General features: G+C 62.7%; 16 protein-coding genes. 5 read left to right on the forward strand and 11 right to left on the reverse strand.

Translation table 11 applies throughout. The annotated features are described in order from the left end of the window. Nucleotides 1–91: 91 nt before the first annotated feature. Entirely contained in the window at nucleotides 92–2,437 is a 2,346-nt protein-coding gene (locus U1769_RS15275; RefSeq protein ID WP_332717677.1) for a TonB-dependent receptor, read from the forward strand. After that, nucleotides 2,434–3,618: an MFS transporter gene (locus U1769_RS15280; protein ID WP_332717679.1), complete on the forward strand. Its 1,185-nt coding sequence runs from the start codon at nucleotides 2,434–2,436 to the stop codon at nucleotides 3,616–3,618. The genes U1769_RS15275 and U1769_RS15280 overlap by 4 nt, the downstream gene beginning before the upstream one ends. On the opposite strand, the gene U1769_RS15285 is transcribed toward U1769_RS15280, so the two are convergent. The 11 genes from U1769_RS15285 to U1769_RS15335 all read right to left on the reverse strand — a co-directional run bounded on the left by U1769_RS15285 (nucleotide 3,600) and on the right by U1769_RS15335 (nucleotide 16,114). Next, nucleotides 3,600–4,094: a cupin domain-containing protein gene (locus U1769_RS15285; RefSeq protein WP_332717681.1), complete on the reverse strand. Its 495-nt coding sequence runs from the start codon at nucleotides 4,092–4,094 to the stop codon at nucleotides 3,600–3,602. The genes U1769_RS15280 and U1769_RS15285 overlap by 19 nt on opposite strands. Further along, nucleotides 4,091–4,996 (reverse strand): NAD-dependent epimerase/dehydratase family protein, encoded by a 906-nt coding sequence (locus U1769_RS15290; RefSeq protein WP_332717682.1) that lies wholly within the window; start codon nucleotides 4,994–4,996, stop codon nucleotides 4,091–4,093. Before U1769_RS15290 ends, U1769_RS15285 begins: the two co-directional genes overlap by 4 nt. A gap of 9 nt (nucleotides 4,997–5,005) precedes the next feature. Beyond that, entirely contained in the window at nucleotides 5,006–5,965 is a 960-nt protein-coding gene (locus tag U1769_RS15295; RefSeq protein WP_332717684.1) for a fumarylacetoacetate hydrolase family protein, read from the reverse strand. A 23-nt stretch (nucleotides 5,966–5,988) separates the two neighbouring features. Beyond that, nucleotides 5,989–6,768 (reverse strand): cyclase family protein, encoded by a 780-nt coding sequence (locus U1769_RS15300; RefSeq protein WP_332717686.1) that lies wholly within the window; start codon nucleotides 6,766–6,768, stop codon nucleotides 5,989–5,991. Further along, nucleotides 6,765–7,172 carry a hypothetical protein gene (locus tag U1769_RS15305; RefSeq protein ID WP_332717688.1) on the reverse strand — a complete coding sequence of 136 codons (408 nt, stop codon included), beginning with the start codon at nucleotides 7,170–7,172 and terminating at the stop codon, nucleotides 6,765–6,767. Before U1769_RS15305 ends, U1769_RS15300 begins: the two co-directional genes overlap by 4 nt. Before the next feature lie 14 nt (nucleotides 7,173–7,186). Then, nucleotides 7,187–8,347: an alpha/beta hydrolase family protein gene (locus U1769_RS15310; protein ID WP_332717690.1), complete on the reverse strand. Its 1,161-nt coding sequence runs from the start codon at nucleotides 8,345–8,347 to the stop codon at nucleotides 7,187–7,189. A gap of 3 nt (nucleotides 8,348–8,350) precedes the next feature. Beyond that, a complete protein-coding gene (locus U1769_RS15315; protein WP_332718715.1) occupies nucleotides 8,351–9,253 on the reverse strand; it encodes a VOC family protein in 903 nt (300 codons plus the stop codon). Nucleotides 9,254–9,272: 19 nt separating this feature from the next. After that, nucleotides 9,273–10,388, reverse strand: coding sequence for an FAD-dependent oxidoreductase (locus U1769_RS15320; protein ID WP_332718717.1), 1,116 nt, complete (start codon nucleotides 10,386–10,388; stop codon nucleotides 9,273–9,275). A gap of 84 nt (nucleotides 10,389–10,472) precedes the next feature. Next, nucleotides 10,473–11,420 (reverse strand): LysR family transcriptional regulator, encoded by a 948-nt coding sequence (locus tag U1769_RS15325; protein WP_332717692.1) that lies wholly within the window; start codon nucleotides 11,418–11,420, stop codon nucleotides 10,473–10,475. A 165-nt stretch (nucleotides 11,421–11,585) separates the two neighbouring features. Further along, nucleotides 11,586–13,130 (reverse strand): tryptophan halogenase family protein, encoded by a 1,545-nt coding sequence (locus U1769_RS15330; RefSeq protein ID WP_332717695.1) that lies wholly within the window; start codon nucleotides 13,128–13,130, stop codon nucleotides 11,586–11,588. 62 nt (nucleotides 13,131–13,192) lie between these two features. Further along, nucleotides 13,193–16,114 carry a TonB-dependent receptor gene (locus U1769_RS15335; protein ID WP_332717697.1) on the reverse strand — a complete coding sequence of 974 codons (2,922 nt, stop codon included), beginning with the start codon at nucleotides 16,112–16,114 and terminating at the stop codon, nucleotides 13,193–13,195. Between the two features lie 335 nt (nucleotides 16,115–16,449). Here U1769_RS15335 and U1769_RS15340 point away from each other — a divergent pair, with 335 nt between their 5' ends. The 3 genes from U1769_RS15340 (at nucleotide 16,450) to U1769_RS15350 (ending at nucleotide 19,519) form a co-directional block, all read left to right on the forward strand. After that, the gene (locus U1769_RS15340; protein ID WP_332717699.1) at nucleotides 16,450–17,145 is read left to right on the forward strand and encodes a SapC family protein; all 696 of its coding nucleotides are present in this window, start codon (nucleotides 16,450–16,452) and stop codon (nucleotides 17,143–17,145) included. Further along, complete coding sequence (locus U1769_RS15345) at nucleotides 17,142–18,179, forward strand: cupin-like domain-containing protein (protein WP_332717701.1); 1,038 nt, start codon at nucleotides 17,142–17,144, stop codon at nucleotides 18,177–18,179. The genes U1769_RS15340 and U1769_RS15345 overlap by 4 nt, the downstream gene beginning before the upstream one ends. 272 nt (nucleotides 18,180–18,451) lie before the next feature. After that, on the forward strand, nucleotides 18,452–19,519 hold the full coding sequence (locus tag U1769_RS15350) for an alpha/beta hydrolase (protein ID WP_332717703.1): 1,068 nt from the start codon (nucleotides 18,452–18,454) through the stop codon (nucleotides 19,517–19,519). The last annotated feature ends 30 nt before the right edge of the window (nucleotides 19,520–19,549 follow it).

Genomic DNA, 19,549 nt, shown 5'->3' on the forward strand with positions numbered 1-19,549 from the left:
AGGATTGATGATATCCCATCATTAATATCGATTTTTCTTTATAATTGCGGCTTGCTAGATCGCCACCCGAAAAGAACATTTGGGAGGATCTATGCGTAAGCAGTATCTCTGCGGCGTCGCGGCAGCGACCCTGGTTTGGGCCACCGGCGCACAGGCGCAATCGCACGCGGCCGATGCCGAGCCGGCGCAGTCAACCGCTCCTGCCCCTGGGACGGACGAATCCGCGCAGGAGCAGGCCAATGAGGGGCTTCAGGACATCGTCGTGACGGCGCAGCGCCGCACGGAGTCGCTGCAGCGCGCCGCGATCGCCGCGAGCGCGGTGACGGGCGACACCCTCATCAACGCGGGCGTCACCGATCCGTCGCAGCTGACCAAGCTGATCCCGGCGCTGACCGTTCAGCCGGTCGGCATTTCCTCCAGCTTCTTCATTCGCGGCGTGGGCGCGACAGCCATCAATTCGTTCCAGGAAAATGCCGTGGCCTTCTCCGTCGGCGGCGTGTTCTACGCGCGGCCGACCGCGCCCGCGGGCACTTTCTTCGACCTGGACCGGATCGAGGTCCTCAAGGGCCCGCAGGGAACGCTCTACGGCCGTAATGCCACCGGCGGCGCCATCAACCTCATTCCCCGCCGGCCTAAGCTTGGCGAATATGGGGCCGATCTGGTCGCCGAATATGGAAATTACAACGCGTTCAAGGTGCAGGCCGGCGTCAATATCCCGATCGGCACCAACGCGGCGCTCCGCGTTGCCGGTCAGGTCGTCGACCGCAAAGGTTATCTGTCGGATGGGTATGACGACGAAAAGGTCCAGGCCGTCCGCGCGACTTTGCTCATCGAGCCGAGCGACCGCTTCTCCATGCTGTTCTCGGGCGACTATACCCATCAGGGCGGCAAAGGGATCGGTGCGGTTCTGGTCCCGACGCCAGTTACGCCGAACGCGCCGAATCCGAGCGAGCGCATCGGCGCGGCCGATCCGCGCATCACCTCTATCCTGCAGCAGCTGACCTATAATCAGTTCCGCTTCATTCCGCCCTTCTCCAGCCTGCCGGCGGATACGATCCGCAATATCGTCACCGTGCCGCGGCAGGATGGTTTCCAGGACAGCACATTCTGGGGCGCATCGGTCACCGCCAACGGCGACATGGGCTTCGCCGATCTCACGACGATCCTGGCGTATCGCAAGAGCGAGCCGGATATCCTGACCTATGCGCCGGGCTTTCCGGGGCGTTTCACCGAGACCAACGACCAAATGTCCGCTGAGGTGCGCCTCACATCGAAGAACCAGGGCCCGTTGAGCTATGTGCTGGGTGCCTTCTATTTCTACGAGCAGCAGGACGGCTACAACAATTACAATCAGGGGCTTTTGGCCAACACCGAATATCTTCCGCGCCTGAAGACGGAGAGCAAGGCAGCGTTCGGCCAGCTAACCTACGCGATCGCAGACAGCTTCCGGGTCGTGGCTGGGGGACGTTACACCCAGGAGGATAAGAAGCTCACCGGATCGACGCGCAACACAAGCTTCTTCGTGCCCAATCCCCCATTCGTGCCGATCAGCGGCGATTTGAGCTTCGGCAAGTTCACCTGGAAAGCCGGGATCGAATGGGATGTCGCGCCGCGCTCGCTCGTGTACGCCAACGTCTCGACTGGCTTCAAGGCAGGCGGCTTCTACCCTTCGGTGGGGCGCAACACCTATGATCCCGAGACGCTCACCGCCTATACGGTTGGCGCCAAGAACCGCTTCTTCAACAACACGGTTCAGCTGAACCTGGAGGCGTTCTACTGGGAGTATCGCGATCAGCAGATCAGCTATGTCGGGCCGATCGAAGCGACACCCGGCAACTTTGCCCAGGCCGGCGTGACCGTGAATGCCGGGCGTGCGCGGATGTATGGCGGCGAAGCGGAATTGTTGTTCCAGCCGACCCGGGAAGACACATTCGGCGCCACCGTCCAGTATCTGAACTCGAGATATCAGAGCCTGGTCTACAACGCGATCTCGACCAGCGGCGCGCCGCTGGTCACCTCCTGCGCGGTGAGCAACGATACGCGGACCGCCACCCCGCCGATCCGGCTGTTCGTGGTCGATTGTTCGGGCAAGCCGGGCGTCAATTCGCCCGAGTTCACGATCAATCTCAGCTACGAGCATCGCTTCACGCTGGGCGGCGGTTATAACCTGACGGCGGGTGCGCGCAGCCGGATCGAGACGTCGAGCTGGCTCAACCTCGATTATCTCGATTACCAGCGCCGCGACGGGTCGATGACGTCCGATCTGTATCTGACGCTGAACGCTCCCGATAACCGCTGGTCGCTCACTGGCTTCGTCAACAATGTCGAGGATAGCACGGTGTATGCGGGCGGCCTGACCCGGCCGATCGTCAACAGCACGCTCCTGACGTTGCGGCCGCCGCGCACCTATGGCGCCCGTGTCGGGTTCCACTTTTGACGGACAAGCCCAATGAGTTCCGTCGCGGCTGGCCAACGGTGCTGGCGGCGGCGGCGGGTGTCGGGCTCGGCATCGCAGGCTTGCTGACCTACACGGCCGGCATCTTTGCGAAGGACCTGAACGGCGCGATCGGGCTTAGCCGGACCGCGCTCGGCGGCGCGTTCTTCCTGTCGACCGTCACCCTCGCGCTCGCCCTGCCGCTGGTCGGCTGGATGGTGGACCGCTTCGGGCCGCGCTGGCCGGCGCTGTTCGGGTCGCTTTCCCTGTCCGCCGGTTTTTTCGCGCTCGGCACGATCGTATTGTCAGTGCCGGCCTATATGGCGGCGATGGCGGCGATCGGTTTCTTCGCCGCCTGCTCGACGCCGGTCGCCTATACGCGCGCGGTGAATGCGAGGTTCGAGCGTTCGCGCGGCCTCGCGCTCGGCTTCACGCAATTGGGCATCGGGGTCGCCGCGATGATCGTGCCGCCCGTGCTCGCCGGCGTCGTGGCGGCGAGCGGGTGGCAGACAGGCTATCTCGTGCTCTCGGCGATCGCGCTGGTCGGGATCGTGCCGGCGCTCTCCCTTCCCACCGGCCGAACTGCGGCGCCCAGCGCCGGGACGACGACTGCCGGCACGGAAATGCGTTCTCCGACCTTTATCCTGCTGCTGCTTTCGTTCGGTACCATGGCGCTCGCCTTTGCCGGACTGCTCCCGCATTTCGTTCCGATGCTGCGGGAGGCCGGGATGGACGCGCGGACCGCGGGCGCGCTCGCGGGGGTTATCGGGGCATCGGTGATCGTCAGCCGGGTCGTCGTCGGCTGGCTGGCCGATCGGGTAGATGCGCCCCGCATCGCCGCCGTGTGCTGCGCATTATGCGCGCTCGGCTGTGTCGCCCTTGCCTGGCAGGGGGCGGCTCTCGCGTGGCTCGGCGCCATCGCGCTAGGCACCGCAATGGGGTCGGAGGCGGATCTGATCGGGTTTCTCACCGCGCGCTATTTCGGCATGGCGAATTATGGGCGGCTCTATGCGGTGCAATATGCCAGCTTCATGCTGATGGCCGGCCTCAGCCCGTTATGGGTCGGCGCTCTGGCTGATCGGACTGGTGGCTACGGCGCGCCGCTGCTGGTGACGGCGGGCGGGCTGATGGTGGCGATCGTCCTGTTCCTGCGGCTGCCCCGCACTCAGTCCCGCCCGGCGTGAACTTCCGGCAGCGGCTGTCCGTCGACCAGCCGGGGCAGGGCCTCGGTCAGGACGAACAGAAGACGCGTGGTTCGATCGGCTGACGGGTTGCGCCATGCGTGGATCGTGCCGCGCTGGACGATGATGTCGCCCGGCCCCAACCGCGTTACGAGGCCGTCATCGAGCTCCAACTCCACCTCACCTGACAGCACCAGACCATAATCGAGGCTGTTCGAGCGGTGCATCGGCGAGACGCCGCCCGGGAGCATGTCGACGATCCGGAGCACCGAGCCGCCATGAAGCGTCAGGCCGGTGGGCCGGGTTCGCCCGTCGACATCGTCGTTGTTGTCGGCGGGCAGCACGTCGCTGGTCCATATCAGGGCGAACGCAGCGTCGCCGGATGGAATCCGTTCAGGGGTCAAGCTGTCGTCGCTGATCACGACCGCCCGACCAGTTGAATCATGTCCGGTGACCACGCGTCGAAACGACTGGCTCATATCAGGCCCTCCATTGCGGCGCCGACGAGCCGGTCGAGGTCGCCGTCATGCGCGAAGCCAAGCATCGACGAATCGGGTGTCCGAAGCGGCGGGTAAGCGCCGAAGTCACGTTCGATCAATGGATCCGGGGCGTAGTCCACCTGCGGCGCATGGCCGGTATGGCGGGCGATGGCAGCGACCAGCTCCGACATCCGCACCCGCAGCGCCGGGAGGGTGAGCGCGCCGTTGCAGGGCATGCCCGTCGCCGGAAGCAGCAGCGCGCGCGCCAGATTATCGGCTGCGCATTGCCCGGACATCAGCCACATGGTCGCCGCATCCGAAACCGGCAATCGTATCGGCCGCTGGGCGAGCCCCGCATGGAACACATCGCTGAGGAAAGCCGACTTCAGACCGAGACCCTGCCCCGGCCGGGCCACCAGGCCCGGCAAACGAAGGGCCAGCGGCTGCAGGGCGCCGCGCCGGCCCAGCGTCGCGAGCCACACCTCCATCATCGCCTTGTGCGCGCCGTACTGTAGGGTCGGCTGGACCGGCGTCTGGTCATCGACATCAGTCCAGCGGCCGACATCGCCGAACACGGCGATGCTGCTGGCGTAGATGAAGCGGTGCACGCCGTGCTGGATGGCGGCGGCCGCCAGAGACCGCGTCGCCTCGATGTTGACCTGCCACCCCTTGGCGGGATCGGTTTCGCAAGCACCGCCGGGCAGGCTTGCCAGGTGAATGACAGCGTGGCAGCTTTTTGCGAACAGCCGTTCGAGCAGGTCCGGATCGCACAGATCGCCGGTGATCGCAGAGTGGTCCGGGCCCGGCGTGATGTCGGTCGCGACGATATCATGGTCGCGCGACAGCAGCGCGACCACATGGCGGCCTAGAAAGCCGCCAGCGCCAGTGACGATCACCCGCACCGCGAATTCCTATCCCTGCACGACTCGCTGATCGAGCGCGCCGAACAACGGTTCCCCGTCCGCGCCGCGCGCCTCCATGCGGACGCGGTCGCCGAAGTGCAGGAAGCTGGTCCGCGGGGCGCCGTGCTCGATCGTCTCGATGCCGCGACGCTCCGCCACGCAGGTGGAACCGACGGCGCCGTGATCTTCGTTCGACACAGTACCGGATCCGATGATCGTTCCGGCAGGCAGCGACCGGCTGCGCGCGGCATGCGCAATCAGATCATGAAAACCGAACGCCATTTCGCGACCGTCCGGACGGCCGAACGCTTCGCCGTTCCATGTCACTTCGAGCGGCACGCACACACGCCCGTCCTGCCAGGCTGCGCCGAGAGTCTCCGGCGTAACCGCGATCGGGGCGACGCTGCACGCCGGCTTGGCCTGGATCCAGCCGAACCCGGTCTTCATCTCCATCGGCGCGAGCGTGCGCAGCGACCAATCGTTGATCTGAACCACCAGCCGGATATGCGCCAGCGCATCGGCGGCCGAGATGCCCATCGGCACTGCATCGGTGATGATGCCGAACTCGCCTTCGAAATCGATGCCGTCGGCTTCGGTGGGGAACGGCACATCCTCGTACGGGCCGAAGAACTGATGCGACATTCCCTGATACATTAGCGGCAGATCGGTCTCGATCGGCGGCATACGGAATGCGCGCTGCATCAGTGCACCGTGGCTCGGAAAAGCCGACCCGTCGAGCCACTGCCAGGCGCGCGGCAGCGGGGCGAGCAGGTGTTCGACGTCGAGCACCTCGCCGTTCCCGGCGGCAAGATCCCGGGAGGCCGCATCGATGGCGACGCGGTGCTCGTCCCATTGCTCGAGCAGTTGCTGGAGCGTTGAGGTCGGGCCCGGTACGAAGCGCGCGTGATCGGTTGAAACGATAACCAGCCGGCCGTCAGCGCTTCCATCGCGCATCGTAGCGAACATCATCTCGGGTCTCCTGGGGTCGGCGTTCAGTCGTCGAAAATGGCAACGGCGCGGGTCCAGCCGGCCGACGCGCCCTTGATCTTATGCGGGAAGCAACTGATCGTGAACCCGTTGGATGGGAGCGCCTCCAGATTGTGCAGCTTCTCGAGATGACAGTACCCCACGTCCCGCCCGGCCTTGTGGCCTTCCCAGATCAGGGAGGTATCGCCCGTTTCCGCCACCCGCCTGGCGGTGTAGCTGAACGGCGCGTCCCAGCTCCAGGCATCGGTTCCGGTTACGCGAACACCGAGCGAGGTGAGGTACATCGTCGCCTCATACCCCATGCCGCAACCGATATTCACGAAATCGGGATTGCCGAGCGCGGCGCCGGCACGGGTGTTCACCAGCACGATGTCCAGCGGCTGAAGATCGTGGCCGATGCGCTTGAGCTCGGCCTCGACGTCGGCGGCGGTCGCCACATATCCGTCGTCGAACCCCCGGAAATCCAGCTTCACGCCCGGGCGAAAGCACCAGTCGAGCGGCACTTCGTCGATCGTGATCGCGCGCGCGCCACCATCCATCGTCGGATGATAATGCCAGGGTGCATCGAGATGCGTCCCATTGTGCGTGGTCAGCGTAACCGTCTCGGCCGCGCCGAAACCCAGGCCGCCCGGCAATTGCTCGGCGGTTAGGCCGGGGAAGAAGGGGTGCATCTCGGCGACGGTCTCGAGATGCGTCTGATAGGTGATCTTCGGCCGCATGAACGGCGGATCGGTGATGGTCTCGTTGTCGAGCGTAATCGACAGGTCGACGAAGCGGCGGCTCATTGGGCCCTCCGGACGGGCGCGACGAGCGTCTGGTGAATCGCGATGGGGGTGACGATCGCAGACAAGACCGCTGCGAAAATGATCTTCATGGCAAGGCCTGCATATGGTTCGATGGCTTCGCTGCCGGAGAAAAACAGCCACGCGCCGCCGCCGGCGAGCGCCAAGGACGCCACAGCGAGAAGGAGCGATCGCAGCACTACGGGCGTGATCGCGGTGCCGCTGCCCCGCCTGACCAGAAGGCTCGGGATCAAGGTGCCCATCAACGCCACCATGAACGCCTGGGGCAGGAAATCGCGGCCGAAACTGGCGCCATCGATCGGCGTAGCCAGCCCGAAGACGGCGAAGAAGAAAGCGATGCTGATCGCGACGTTGATTACGGCGCTGACCAGTGTCTCGCGCAGCACGATTGCATTGCGGCTCATGCGGTATGCCCGCCGAGCTTCTCCGCAAACCAGTCAGCGATATAGTCCCGGCCATAGCTCATATTGTCGGCCCCGACATGCTCGACGCCGCCTTCACGAGCGGTGAAGATCTTCAGCTCGCGGTCGGAGCTGGCGGTCAGCTGATCATAGGCCTGGTGCGCATAATCGGGCGCGATCTGCCGGTCTTTCTCGCCATGCGTGACGAGGAACGGGACGCGAATACGCTGCATCACCCCGTCCAGCGTCATGCCGCGCGACTTTTCCAGGAAGTCGTCCATTCCATCGGCGCCGAACACCCAGTGCACGTGCCCCCAATAGTGGGGAACCGGGTTTTCGCCCTCGCGCTTCAGCCTTTTGTGCTGCACCTCGGCCCAATTGTGATTGGCGCCCCATACCGCGCCAGCGGCGAAGCGCGGTTCGAACGCCACCGCGCGTGGCGCGAAATATCCGCCGAGCGAGATGCCGGTCATGCCGAGCCGTGCGGGATCGACGAACGGCTGGACCTCGGCCCAGTCCACCCATTTCGACGCCCAACGTTCGGCTTCGTGCGTAACGGGAAGGTCGTGCAGCCGGATCGCCTCACCGGTGCCGGGCTGATCGACGCTCAGCGTGGAAATGCCGCGCTTGGCCAGCGCGGTCGGCAGCCAGGAGAAATATAGCAGCTCCTTGGTGCTATCCAGCCCGTTGCAGTAGATTACCAGCGGGGCAGGGCCGTCGACGCCCTCGGCGCGGGTAAGCAGCGCCGACAGTTCGGCGCCTTCATAGGGGATCGTCACCCGTTCGACATTGTCCTTCGCCATCCTTGTGCCGGTGGCAAAGGCATCGAGCGCCTTGGCATAGGTTTCGGTACGGCCGGGCGAGCCATGGGCCTGCATGCGTTCGGCAACGCCGAAATACAGGGCGGCGCGCTTCAGTTTGTCGCCGGCCGAGAACAGGCGTCCCCTGGCTTCGTCTTCGCCCGCCAGTTCGACGAGCTTGTCCGCCATCTTCGCCCATTCGCGCATGAATGCCGGCGTGCCGACATCGTCGCCATTGGCGGCCGCATCACGGATCGGCTGGCACATATCGACGATCTCGCCGATGCGTCCCCCGCTCTCGAGCGCGATCGCGACGCTGAGATTCCAGATATAGTTCGGGAAATATTCGAACAGCGCCATGGATCAGGCAACCGCCGGAACGAACAGGCCGGCATCGGCATGCGGATGCGGCATCGTCTGCGGGCCGCCCACGCCGATACCCCATTGATCCATGATCTTCGGACCGGGATCATGCACTTTCGCCTCGTGCGCGTCGAAATCGACTTCTTCGACCTCGGACGTGTACTCAACGGCGAAGCCACCGGGCGTCGTGAAATAGCTGAACGTGTTGTTGCCGGCCGTATGCCGGCCAGGGCCCCAGCGGATGTCCGTCCCATGCTGTTTGAGCCGGCTGATGCCGCGCATCATGTCATCGACCGAGAGCATGTCGTACGCAACGTGGTTGAGGCAGGGCGGCCCGGGCAGGACGGCCAGCCGGTGGTGGACCGAATTGCACCGCAGGAAGCACATGAACTCGCCCAGCCAGTCCGATACGCGGAAGCCCAGGACATCGACGAAGAACTGGACCATCGCCTTGTGATCGGGCGAATGCAGCACGATGTGGCTGATCTTCTGCGGCACGCCTTCCCAGCGCATCAGGTCGCGGGAGGGGCCGCGGGCGACATCGCTCGACACCTCGAACGGCAGACCGTCCGGCGAGAAGAAGCGAAAACCATAGCCACCGCCCGGTCCGTCAAGCTCTCGCGGCGCGAAGATGATGCGGCAGCCGGCGCCGGTGACCTTTTCGTGGAGGGCGTTCACGTCGTCGCGGTCAGCCGCCGCCAGCGCGATCACGTCGATCCGCTGCTGCTCGGCGGCGCGCAGGCGAACGACATGATGCTCGTCATGTCCTTCGCAGGCGAAATAGACCATGTCGTCATGGGTGCCCACTTCGCGCAGGCGCCATACGTCGCGATAGAATTCCCGCTCCGCCGCCAGATCGGAAACGCCGTATCCGACGTAGCGGATTTCGTTAACTCGAGCCATCATCGTCTCTCCAGGGCCGTCAGATCGGCCGCGCTACTATTTCGAACATGCCCGCGGTCGCGGCCGCCTGGTCGACGTGCCGTCCCTCGACCTGCGCCGCGCAAATCGCCGCGGAGGATTCCACGATGTACCGGCAACGATCGATGCGGCGTTCCCGGAAGGCGACGAGCGCCTCTTCCGGATCGCTGTTGCGCTCGAGCTCCTCGGCCAGCACCAGGCTATCCTCGATCGCCATCCCGGCCCCTTGCCCCAGATGCGGGGTCGAGGCGTGCACCGCGTCGCCGAGCAGCGTGATGCGGCCGCGATGCCAGGCACCTTCGAGAAACAGCGTTTCCAGCGGCTTGTAGACGACGCCGTCGTCATCGGTGATCTGATCGGCCAGCGCCTGGATCTGTGGGGCAGGGACGCCGCGCAACTTGCCGCGCATCACCGCTGCTATGCCTTCACGCGGATAGCGTGGATTTCCGGGCTCAGGGGTGGTCACGTACATGTACATCTGGGTCGGCGAGGTCGGCACCAGGCCGACGCCGGTCGGCCCTTCGAACACCGCGATGCTGCTGTCCTGATCGATGCGCGGGAAATTGTAGCGCCAGACGCCCTGGCCAGCGAAACGCGGCTGTGGCGCATCGGGGAAAAGCTGTGCCCGCGTTTCGGAATATAAACCGTCGGCCGCAACCACGACGTCGTACCGATCCTGCACCTCGTCGGAAAAAACGACGTTCACGCCGCTGCCGTCATCGTCCAGAGACGTGGCGGTGACCCCCAGCCTGACCGTTGCTCCCAGCGAACGGGTACGATCGCCCAGTACGCGGTGCAGTGCGGGACGGCCGATGCCGATGTTCGCGGGATAATCGTCGACCAGTTTGGGCGTCGGAACGCTCGCGACCTTCTGCCCGGTAGGGATATAGATATCGACCCGGTCGAAGGCGCAGCCGGCGTCGAGATAATCGTCGAGAATTCCCAGTTGCGCGACCGCGCGGATCACGTTCGCCTGCTGGATGATGCCGACGCCGTACACCGACCAGTCGGGATCGCGCTCGATCACATCGACGGCGAACCCGCGCTGGCGCAGCGCGATCGCCGCGGTGAGGCCGCCGATTCCGCCGCCAATCACGAGGACCCGTGTCAACTGCAGCACTCCGCGCGACTTCGAGGCATTCTCTCCACTCCATCTCTGTGTCCGGACGGTGTCTAGGGGAAAGGAAGTGGGCTCAGAAGTTTATTGTTCTGATCGTTTAGCATCACTTTTATTGATAGATGTGGCAGCCGTTCCAGCCACTTCCCGCAGCATGCCGATCAACCAGCGGATACCAGCGTCCCCACCCCGGGTAGGGTGGAACTGCACGAGCTCCTTCAGCAGCGGGAGCTCGAACGGCAGCGACTGGACATGGAGTGGCAAGGATCCGACGAAAGTCATTGCCAGTCGTTCCTGCAGCACGGCGATCCGGCTCGTGCCGACAAGCAAGCGAGGGGTCGAGGAAAAGGCCGTCGTCGTTACCTCGATGCGTCGGCGGCTCGAAAACGCTTCGAGATGACGTTCGGCGAACGACAGTTCACGATCCAGTCCGATCCGCACCGCGACATGCCCCAGTTCGAAAAAACGCTCCACGGTGAGCGGCGCGTGCATCGCCGGATTTCCGCTCCAGCCAACCACGACGTGGCGTTCCTCGAACAGCAATTCACTGGGCGAACCAGGCGACAGGAACGGTTCGGGACCGATCACCAGATCGATATCCCCACGATCGAGCCGTTCGTGGATTTCCGGACCCGTGGGAAACACATCGAGCTGCACCTGGGGCGCGACGGTTTCCAGTCGTGCAAGCAAAGGGGCCAGAAGAACGGTGATGATGTAATCCGAGGTGCCGATCCCGAAGCGGCGCTTGGAGGTGGCGGGATCGAAGCTGCTCGACGTGTTTATGAACAGCGAGGCATCGTGCATCAACTGCTTGGTGAGCGGGCGCAGTTCCTCGGCAAGCGGGGTCGGGATCATGCGGCGGCCGACGGAAATCAGCAGCTCGTCACCGAAGAAGCGCCTGAGCCGGGACAGGGCCGCGCTGAGCGCCGGTTGCGTGAGATTCATACGATCGGCGGCAGCCGAGACGCTTCGCTCGTCGAGCAGCACATCAAGCGCGATGATCAGGTTCAGGTCCAGTCCCTTGAAGCGCATCCACCGTCCTACCGTTCCGTAACGGGGCTATGGAGCACATCCGGGCGGCATGCGCACCTCCCGCCGTCGACGTCCTTGGCTACAGGGGTGGCGAGGCGCCTCATGTCCGCTCTGGCGGTACACCTCGAGACCGGCGAACGATCGTGACGTATTAGGCTGATCTCGTCATATTTTTTGCAGGCCGTGCTCCACGATCTTTCTGATCAGGTCGCGATGTCCCGGCAGGCGTTCGAGCAGCCGCTCAATATGCACTTTGTTTTCGCGCGTCGCCCGCTCGGCGGTCCTCCGGTCGTCAAACACCGCGTCCGGCTGAATCTCCGTCCTGAAACCCATCCCATACAGGACATATTGATAGCTGGCCGCCGGAAAGACTTCTTCGATGCGGTCGAATTCGTCGTGCAGCCAGGGGGGCTGATACCGCCAGAGCATCAGCAGTTCCTGCAGCCTTTCCGGGATGGTCTCGGGCAGCACGTTATCGCGCCAGAAAGCCGAATCCGTGCGCTTGGTCAGCACGTAATGCAGCTTCAGGAACTCGATGATCCGGCCCCAGCGATACGAGGTGGTGGCGTTGAACCGGGACGCGACAATGTCCATCACCTCGCGGCATACGGGCATCTGTTCGGCAATCAGCTTGGCCGAAAGCTCGACGAGTACGATCGCGGATGCCTCAAGCGGCTCGAGGAATCCCGCAGCGAGGCCGACCGCGACGCAATTGCGTTTCCAGAAGATTTCGCGGTGCCCCGACCGGATCGAAATCTTGCGCACGGAAAGGCCGTCCGCCGCCGGCCCAAGATAGGCGCGCAGCTCCCGTTCCGCCTGTTCGTCGCTGATGTGGCGGCTCGAAAATACATGGCCGGTGCCGCGACGCGTCGGCAGGCCGATATCCCAAATCCATCCGGCGGACTGAGCAGTCGAAATCGTATGCGACGCGATCGGGCTGGTTTCACTTTCATAAGGAACCTGCACGGCAAGCGCCGTGTCGCAAAAAAGCACATCGCTACAGTCCCGAAAGGGCACGCCGAGGGTTTCCCCGAGTAACAGCGATCTGAAGCCGGTGCAGTCGACGAACAGATCCCCTTCGATCTCGCCGGCCTGCGCCGTCACGATGCTCTCGATATCGCCGTTTTCTGCAAGCTTCACCGATTGTACGTCGGCGAGCACATGACGGACGCCGAGTTTTTCGCAACAATGGCGTTGAAGGAAGGGCGCGAACTTTCCTGCATCCAGATGATAGGCGTAGTTGGCCGAGCCATCATATTCCGGGGTAGTGATCGTCTTGGGCGCCAGGCCGTCGTCGCAGATCTTTCCTTGCGGGCAGACGGTGTCGCAAAAGCTCGATCCATCGTCCGCGGTCAGCCAGTGCGGGACGAGATTAAGCTGGACAAAGCCCTGCGGCAGCATGAGCGGGTGATAATAGGCGTCGTCGTCGGCGCCCGTAGTCCAGCGCGCAAACTTTGCACCCTGCTTGAAGGAAGCATCGCATTCGCGAAAGAAATCGGTTTCCGACACGCCGATCTTTTTCAGGGTGGAGCGCAGCGTGGGCCAGGTGCCCTCGCCAACGCCGATGATCGGTATGTTGGGGGATTCCACCAGGGTGACGGTAAAATTTTGCGGCATGCGACCGCGATGACGCGCCGCGATGATGCCGGCAGTAAGCCATCCGGCGGTGCCACCGCCGACGATCACCACATTACGGATACGGTGAACCATGGGGTCCTTCCCAAAAAAAGCCGGGGGCGCCGTTATAGCAGGCGCCCCCTGCAGGTCAGGCCCTAAAAGTGGAAACGCGCGCCAGCCACGAAGCGCCGCCCGTAGGAGAACGCATCGAGCAACTGATTATCGTATCGACCGTGCGTGCTGAAGGTGGAGTTATTCAAATTGGTGGCTTCCCCGAAGATCGTGATCTGTTTGGTGATGTCGTAGCTGGTGCTGACATCGATCTGCAGCTGCTCGTTCACGAAAGTCGGCTCCGATCCGAAGGCGCCGGTGTTCTGATTTTGGCCAAACTGACGCAGATATTTGTCGCGCCAGTTGAGCGCCCCGCGAATCTGGAAGCCGTTCTTGTCGTAGAAACCGACAAAATTCGCCGAGTTTGCCAGACCCGTCACGGCAAAGCCGCTCGTCGTTCGGCCCGATGGATCGTACGGCTTGTTCGTATCGACGAAGGTGGCGTTGGCATTGAAGCCGAAACCTGAATCGCCGAACACATGCTGGAGGGCTATTTCCACGCCTCGAACCGTCGCTTCAGGACCGTTTACTGACTGCGACACCGAGAACTGAGCCAAGGCGTTCGTCGTCGGATCGATGACCCCGTTGATCGATTGTCGATTAACGCCGTTGACGATGAAATTTGTCACGTGCTTCAGGAAGAAATCGACCGCGAAGTAAGAGTTCCGCTGATAATACCATTCAGCAGCGATATCGAAGTTTTCCGACAGATATGGCTTCAGATTGGGATTGCCGCCTGTTGCGGTCAACGCGCCGACGCGCTGACCGGAGCCGACATTCAACACCGGGGTGAGTGAGCCGAGAGCCGGCCGAGTCAACGTGCGCGAGGCGTCGAACCGCAGATGAAGCTTGGGCGTCAGCTCAAGCTTCATGTCGACGCTCGGCAGAAGGAAATTGTAGCTGCTCTTGGCAACGATCGACTGCGAGGGCCCATAAACCGTCGAAAGCAACGTAGGGTCGGCGGCGCTAGTCGTCAGGCTAACCGGATTCCGACCGATGGCGATAGATGTTATGCTAGTATTCTCGTCGCGAATACCTGCATTGAAGCGAAAAGGCATTCCCGCAATGTCTAGCTCGAAATTCGCGCGAATATATAGCGCCCAGCGCTTTTCCCGAATGGTCCGAACACTTGCGGGGTCAAGAGCAAGGTCGAGTGAGCCAGTGTAGGCGGTTCCACAACAGGGATAATTATAGCCTGGGATATTCTTTGTCTGCGGATTACCAAGGCCCTGAACATAGTCGTAGACCGCATATGGATCGTACAGCAGGATTCCCGGGGCCAGCGCGCCGGAATAGCCCGGGATGAAATCATTGGTATTCAGGGTTCCTTGGTAGACATTCGCCGGCAGGAGAACGCCGGTCGTGCGACCGGACGGGGTGCCATAACCTGCATAGGCCTGCCAGAAGTTGTTGGTGAAAGTGTTGCTGGAAGAAAGTTTATATTCGTCGTCCATGTATTGGCCGCCGAACTTGATGTCGAAGCCATCCTGTTTCCAGGTGCCGCCAAGACGGAACTGCTTGACGACGTCAGTATTTTTGTTCGCGGTGCGGACCATGACATGCGACCCCATCAGCGAAGTGTCGAGGAAGCGCGTGACGTTGCCGGACGGGCCAATGTCGTGGAAAACCGGTAAGAATTTGTCGCTCGGCCCGTTGATTGTGATCCCGGTGTTGGCGCCGAGCGTGCCGCCATATCCGATGTCCGCACCGTCGCTCGATTCACCGTTCGGGTTCAGCCAACTCTTTGCATAAGCCGCATCGGCGTCGAAGCTGAGATTCTCTGTTGCCTCCCATTGAAGGTTCACGCCAACCTGATTGGTTTGCAAGATGGAATGGGCGACACCGGCGTTCATGTCCATCGGCGTACCGGGCTGATTGAAATCCACCGTCGTGCCGTTCGAATCCAGTTTCACGTTGCGCAGGTCCGTCTGATTGAACCAGGCGGCATAGCCGTAGGTCGCCGTCTCGACGGTCTGGCGGCTGAAATTATCGTCGAGCGTCAGCAAAAGGCCGTCAGTGGGGCGCCACTGGATGGCAATTCGCGCATCGACTCGTTCGTCGCGGACCCGGCTTTGCTCGGCACCCGCCTGCTGCTCGAAAAAGCCGACGATTTCCCGCCGGTTAGTAGGCGTCTGCCACTCTTGCGAGGTTCGGTTCTCGGTCGGTGCGCACGTTGCCGCAGTGCTGCCCGCCAACTGGCACGGTGCGTAGAGCCCGCCCGGCCAGCCGGACACAAACACGCGGTTGGTATCGGTGTCCTGCCGATGGTAGACAACCGAGCCTAGAACACCCAACGTATCATTCGCGAACGTGTTGCTGACGAGCAGGCCGCCGGTCGGGGCAACACTACTCGAACGCGGCTGATAGGATCCCGAGGCGGTCGCCGCCATATGGAAGCCGGGCCGGTCAAACGGCTTGGGAAAAGAGACGTCGATGGTGGCACCGATCGCTGACGCGGAGACTGACACGTCAGGCGTCTTGTACACGCTCAGCCGGCCGACAAAGTCGGCGCCGACGGTCGAAAAATCGACGCTGCGCTGGCCGGTGGCGGTTGAGATTCGACGGCCGTCATAAAGGGTTTCGTTAAAGTCCCCGCCGAAACCGCGAACGGTGACCCCGGTGGGCTCCCCACGGAGTCCGTCGCGCTGAATCGAGACACCCGGCAGGCGCTGGAGCGAGGCAGCAACGTTCGAATCGGGGAATTTGCCGATATCCTCGGCCGAGATCGCATCGACCACGCCGGGCGCGTCCCGCTTGATATCCAGGTTGCGCTGAAGCGAGCCCCGGATGCCGGTGACGATGATGTCCTCTTCGTCCTTGCTCGGACCGCCCGGCACTGTCCCGCTGGGTGCGGTATCCTGCGCCAGGGCGGGGGAAATGGTGGCAAGCGCGATCGCGCCGGAAGCTGCCGTCAGCAGGAGATTCCTGGCGCTGACCCGGCGCCGCATCAGCAAATACTCAGTCATATATTGGCACCCCCTCTAGATTGTTCTCCGGCGCCAGCGAGGATCACCTCGATGAACGCCTTGGCGGCTGGACCGCGCTTACGGATCTAGGGACACGCCTGAACCCCTTCGCGGGGTGCGCAAACATCCTCCCTGATCCGAAAGTCTGTCGCTTCCGTCACGTTGCACGTTAACGCTCTACGTTAGCGCTATCAAGCTTATTTTGTCTGTGTAGTTAAATCCGGGTGCCGGCTATGTGGGGGATGCGCAGTAGGCTGGGTCGGCGTGGCTGTTCTCCACGCGGGACTTGTCGGAGAGCGAGCGTAAGGGCAGACCCCCGCTTGAGGGAGAGTGAAGTGGCGGTTCAACAGCTCGAGGTTCTAAACAACACGATGCACAAGGATCTGCGCATGCGCATCGATCCGGGCGTGCCACATCCGCATTTCGTGATGATCGTCCTCAGTGAATTTCCCACAGCATCAACTGTTTGTCCGATTTTCCTGGCGAAGGATGCTGCCACCGGGGCGTTCTATGCGGCGGCGCTGTTCGGTTTTCGACCGGGCGAGATTCTTGTCGAACTGATGGGAAGCGGGACGGCGGCATTCCAGCCGCTCGATCTTCAACGGCAGGGTTTCTACACTGCTGACGAAAATATCGCGGTGGATCCGGCGCATCCGCGTTTTGGCGCCGGGGCCGAAATCACCTTGTTCGAGGGTGATGGTACTCCGAGTAATGCACTTCGCAAGGTTCAGCGCACGATCGGCCAGCTTGCCGCCGGGGTTAAGGCGACGGAGAGCTTCATCCAGGAGCTTCTCAAGCTCGATCTGATCGAGCCGGTCGATATATCGCTTGAATTCGACGACGGGGAGCGCCTGTCGCTCGAGGGGCTGTATACGGTCAGCCGCGACAATATGAATGAGCTGGAAGATGACCAGATCGTCGCGCTTTTCCGTGGCGGATATCTGCAGGCGGCGCTGACGATGGCAAGTTCGCTCCAGCAGGTCAGTGTGCTTGCGCGCCGCCGGAACGACCGGCTGACGGCTACACCGTGACCGCGGCGGCGCGCGAGTCCATGGCTTATGTCGCTGAAGTCGATGTCGGCGTTCTGGGCGACGCGCGGCAGTTCCGCCGCGAGGTCATGGAACCCTGTCGTCCCGTCGTCCTGCGTGGTGCATATACGCACTGGCCGGTCGTGGAAGCGGCAGGCGCGTCGCCTGAAACGCTCCGAACCTATCTCGCCCGCTTTGCCAATGATCTGAAGGCACAGGCTTTTGTCGGCGATCCTGGAATCCGGGGCCGCTATGCCTATGATGACAGTCCTGAGGGTTTCAATTTCGAGCGTGTCGAGATGGGCATTCTCGAAGCACTGGACCACATATTGGCGAATGCAGCCGGACCAGGCTCGCCGACTGTCTATCTCGGTTCGCTGGAAACGGATCTGTTCCTGCCCGGATTTGCCGCGGATAATCGCACGACAGCCGTTCCACCCGGGGTCAGCCCCAGGATCTGGATCGGAAACGCGTCTAACGTGGCTTGCCATAACGACAATTTCGACAACATCGCATGCGTCGTTGCAGGCCGACGAGACTTCATCCTGTACCCGCCAGAGGCGGTGACCGACCTGTATATCGGCCCGATCGACCATACCATGTCAGGCCGCGCGACCAGCCTGGCGGCCGGAGCCATGCCTCGCGACAAGCGCTTTCCGCGACTCGGCGCCGCTGCGGAAAAGGCCTTGATGGCGAGGCTTCTGCCCGGCGACGCGCTCTATATCCCCAAGCTCTGGTGGCATCAGGTCGAAGCGACTGAATCGTTCAATGTTCTGGTCAACTATTGGTGGGATGGATTCCGTATCGGGCCGGACGCGCCTGATACCGCCATGATGCTGGCGATGATCGCGATCGCGGAACGCCCACCGGCCGAGCGCCTGGCATGGCGAGCGATTTTCGATCATTATGTCTTTCGTCCTCACGGCCACCCGCTTGCCCATCTTCCCGAAGCGCAACACGGCATCCTGGGATCGCTCCAGGATGGAAATTACGGTCGCATCAGGGCGTTTGTGATGCAGTTGCTGCGTGGCAGATGATCCGTGTGGTAGCGCTACCTCGCGAGGCGTGCGAACCGGTCGCGCGGGCAAATTTGGCGAGAGCACGGGCATGATCCGCCGCTCCCAAGGAATATCCCTCGCCTGAGCCGGGCGCGTCAAAGCTCGACGCCGGCCATCGACTATGGTGGCCTGTCAGCGATCTGATCCGGCATTGACTCGCGAACTAAATACACAGACAAATCCCGCGAATGGATAACGCTCGACCGTGGACGAGCGTGCCATTGCATCAGTGGGTGGGGGAGAGTTCGCTAATGAGACGTTGGTTGGCATTGGGCGTCGGCCTGCTGTCGCTCGCTGCCGCGGATCCGTTACTCGCCCAGGTGACGACGAACGCGCCGGCGCCCATGGCGGGCGCGCTTCCGGTCACTATCGAGCGGATCAAGGTCCATTCGGCGGCGATCGAGGGCAATCTCGAAGGCGAGTCAGCGGATCGCGATGTGATCGTGATCCTGCCGCCGGGTTATGCAAAGAGCCCGCGCCGGCGTTATCCGGTCGTCTACGCGCTGCATGGCTATTCGATCGGTGCCGACCAGTGGACCCGGGAAATCCATGTCCCGCAGACCATCGAGGGCGGCTTCGCGAGCGGCGCGAAGGAGATGATCTTCGTCTTCCCCGACAGCAAGACGATCCACAATGGATCGATGTATTCGAGTTCGGTGACGACGGGCGACTTCGAGAAGTTCATCGCTCGGGATCTCGTCTCCTATATCGATGCGCACTACCGGACGCTGGCACAGCGGGCGAGCCGCGGCCTCGCCGGTCACTCGATGGGCGGTTACGGCACCAGCCGCATCGGCATGAAATATCCGGACGTTTTTGGCGCCCTATACATGATGAGTCCGTGCTGCCTGTCGGCCCGTCAGGGCGGGCAATTGCCGGCCGAAGCAATGGCGGCGCTCGCAGCGATCAAGACCCCCGGAGATTCGGCGAAGCTACCGTTCGGATTGAGGGCGCAACTCGCCAGCGCAGCGGCGTGGTCGCCGAACCCGAAAAACCCGCCGCTCTATCTCGATCTGCCGGTAAAGGACGGCGTCCTGCAGCCGGAGGTGCTCGCAAGATGGGCGGCCAATGCGCCGCTCGCCTTTGTGGACCAGTATATCGCCAACCTTCGCCAATATCGTGGCATCTCGATCGACGTCGGGGACAAGGATGGCCTCAAGGGCGACGCGCAGAAGCTTCACGACGTGCTCGACAGCTACGGAATCACGAACGGCTTCGAGATCTACGCCGGGGACCATACCAACAACGTGGCCTTGCGCTTCCAGAGACAGGTCATCCCGTTCTTCAGCGCGAAATTGCTGTTCGCGAAGCAGAACTGAAGCCGCGAAGTCCGACAGGATCAGCGTTGG

This window comes from Parasphingomonas zepuensis (assembly GCF_036663735.1).
Classification (GTDB): Bacteria; Pseudomonadota; Alphaproteobacteria; order Sphingomonadales; family Sphingomonadaceae; genus Sphingomonas.